Annotated in this window: 2 protein-coding genes and 1 pseudogene; all 3 read right to left on the reverse strand. The window is 32.1% G+C overall.

What is annotated here, in order from left to right; all coding sequences use genetic code 11:
• Nucleotides 1-189, reverse strand: a pseudogene (locus AC1DTM_RS21045) (sensor histidine kinase); the annotation flags it as partial.
• Nucleotides 186-899 (reverse strand): response regulator transcription factor, encoded by a 714-nt coding sequence (locus AC1DTM_RS21050; RefSeq protein WP_199715493.1) that lies wholly within the window; start codon nucleotides 897-899, stop codon nucleotides 186-188. The pseudogene AC1DTM_RS21045 and the gene AC1DTM_RS21050, both read right to left, overlap by 4 nt.
• Nucleotides 900-1,394: 495 nt before the next feature.
• The gene (locus AC1DTM_RS21055; protein WP_199715494.1) at nucleotides 1,395-3,185 is read right to left on the reverse strand and encodes an ATP-binding protein; all 1,791 of its coding nucleotides are present in this window, start codon (nucleotides 3,183-3,185) and stop codon (nucleotides 1,395-1,397) included.
• Nucleotides 3,186-3,193 lie beyond the last annotated feature (8 nt).

Genomic DNA, 3,193 nt, shown 5'->3' on the forward strand with positions numbered 1-3,193 from the left:
TCTCATAATAGGGCGTGTCATTAACCAGTAAATAATCGTAGAAATAATCATTGCTACAATTACTATTACTATTAATAATCGTGTCTGTTCTGGTCTAAGTAGCATTTGCCTTTCACTGTACCATATGGAAATCACCATGATACCCGTGCTTAATAGATTCATCAATAACAGTTGATATCGTAACTTCATTTATCGTTTCCTCCATCTGGTTCAAAACAATAACCGATGCCCCAAACCGTATGAACCCAACGATTCTTTGTTGTATGTTTCTCCAATTTCTCACGTAAACGACTCATTAATACAGTTACTGCATTTGTGCAACCTTCATACTCAAATCCCCAAATTTGTTCAAGAAGTTGAGACCGTGAAAACACCTGTTTAGGATGTTTTGCCATGAGATAAAGCACCTCAAACTCTTTCACCGTTAGCTCTATTTCATATTGACAAACAAATACACGTCTTTTCGTTGGATCAATTTTCAAATCTAGAAACTCTATCATTCCTGATTCAGGCTCTATTCCTTGAAGTGTTACTTGATTTCCTCTTCTTAGTATAATTTGTACCCTTAATACTAATTCACGAGGCGAAAAGGGTTTTGTTACATAATCATCCGCCCCCATTGTTAATCCTAAAATCCGCTCCCTTTCTTCTCCTCTCGCGGTTAACATGACAATAGGTACATTGGAATGTTGGCGAATTTCCTCACATAGTTCCCAACCATCTTTTTCTGGCATCATCAAATCTAAAATAATTAGATCTGGTTGAAATTGTTGAAATATATTCCATCCTTCTGCTCCGTTCACAGCAGTGTATACCTCATACCCTTCCCTTTCTAAGTACCGTTTACATATCTCCCGTATATTATCTTCATCTTCTATAATTGCAATTCTTGTTTTCATACATTAAATCTCCTCTGTTCCTTCATCAATGGCGAATGATATAAAATCAATATTCGTAAGTTCATATTAGTTTATATACATTACATTTCCCTTTCAAAAATATAACAAAACCCTTTCACAAACATCATAAAAAGTTATCACTCAAGTAAAAAAGTTTCATTTTCTATAGCTGAGAAAAAGAAACTTTTCACTTTAAAGATATACATGCGATTTAACCTAAATGGTATTTAGAGCAACCTTCTTTTTCCTAAATTAATTTTTTATCTCCCGTTACATTATGAATCTAACTTTTTAAGTGACTTTCGAAAAGAGCCTCTTACTTCTATGCATAAAATATAACGTCTACTGAAACTAGGAGTTGTACTTCAAATTCAAGTTACATTATCTCTATTAAATCCATTTTTCTTTGCCTGATCAAATCACTTCAGACCACCTATATTTCTACAAGATAATCGTCTGATTTTTCATTTTCAGAGATTTATTTACTAGTTATGATTACATGCTATTTGGACTAACATCACCAACTGAGTCACCGTTATAAATTGGGAAAAACAGAGTAACAGTAGTTCCTTTCCCAACTTGGCTTTTTATACTTATTTTCCCACCATGGCTTTCAATAATTCGATAACTCATCATAAGCCCAACACCCGTCCCTTTTTCTTTTGTACTATAAAAAGGTTCACCTAGTCTTTTAATTCTTTCTGAAGGAATACCTACTCCTTTATCTAAAATACAAACCTTAACCTCGGTACTATTATGTTTTTTCACATTAATGATGATTTCTTGACCATTTTGTATAGCCTCAATAGAATTTTGTAAAATACTATAGAAAACTTGTTTTAATTGAATTTCGCAACACTCAATCAATAAGTTTTCAACATCCATGTTCAATGCAATTCGAATATTTTTCATAATTGCTTGTGTACTTATTAAGTCGACTACATTATCTAATATAGTACAAAGGTTTTTCGGTTCAAATACTGCAACATTCGGTTTTGCAATAGATAAAAATTCTTGAATAACCTTTTCAATACTACTGATTTCAGAAAGTATTAGGCTTAAATAGTCTTTATCCTTCCCTACTTCCTGTTGCAATAATTGCATGAAGCCTTTAATCACTGTTAATGGGTTACGAACTTTATGAGCGACCCCAGCTGCCAATTGCCCTACTGCATTAAGGGTATCTGATTTCTTTAATAATTCCGTCGTTATTGTACGCTCTGTAATATCACGTACAATAATCATAATTTCATCCTCAAAAAGCGGTAACAGTCTTGCTTCAAAATAATAAATTTCATCATCTAGTTGTAGAGAATAATCTATTAATACAGGAGCGGATGAAGTTTTTATTTGATTAATAGCCTTCTCAAATTGCTTTATGATAGGAACTGGTAATATCTCTTGGAATTTCTTCCCTATAAATTCTTCAATTGGAACATAAAATTTGGATACAGAATTAACTTTACAATCCTTAATGGTCCCATCAAGTTCTGACAAAAAATACAAATCAGGAATTGCTTTAAAAATTAATTCTAGTTCAGTCGAGGTTTGTTTAAGTTTCTCTTCCATCCTCTTACGCTTAGTAATATCAATTCCAATTGCTCCGAAACTCCATCCTAAAGTTGGAATACTATGTAATATATTGGACCACATAATAGTTTTTATCTCACCATTTTTACATGTGATATCCATCTCCCAATCTCTAAAATCGTGACCACTTTGCAACAAATCGTTACGATTAGGTCTATGAGGATGTAGCAATTTCATCGCTTTTGGATTGTTAATTATTTCATCTGCATTATATCCAGTTACTAATTCACATTCCCGATTCCACATAATAATATTTCCTTTTTCATCAATAGCATTAATCATAATCGGCATATTTTGTAATATACTGCCTAAACAATTTTCCTCATGATTTGTTATCGCATTCATTTGTGAATCTTTTTCATGAATTTTTTTAAGGTGTAATTGTTGTGTTGCCATCTCTTCAATTAGATTTGCAATGCATTTAAAATGTGTTATATGAGAATCCGCAATAACCTCTTTATTACTACTTGTTCCTATAACAAAGGTTGCTATATGCTCCTGCTCAATACTGATCGGAATATGCATTTCTTGGGACGATTGGATTTTTGGATTATGAAAAAAAGGGTCACCTTTGGAAAATATAACATTTTGATTATTATCAAGGAGACAGAATGGAACTTTAGTTAAATTATAAAATTGCTCTGTTATATTCTTAAACTCGTTTATATTTATAAAATCTTTAAGTGTGTATTTCATTATTTAAC

The sequence above is a fragment of the Bacillus sp. P4_D3 genome (assembly GCF_056401855.1).

Excerpts from the sequence above, each read along its gene's own strand:
- AC1DTM_RS21050 (WP_199715493.1), bottom strand. The coding sequence starts at position 899 with ATGAAAACAAGAATTGCAATTATAGAAGATGAAGATAATATACGGGAG.
- AC1DTM_RS21055 (WP_199715494.1), bottom strand. The coding sequence starts at position 3,185 with ATGAAATACACACTTAAAGATTTTATAAATATAAACGAGTTTAAGAAT.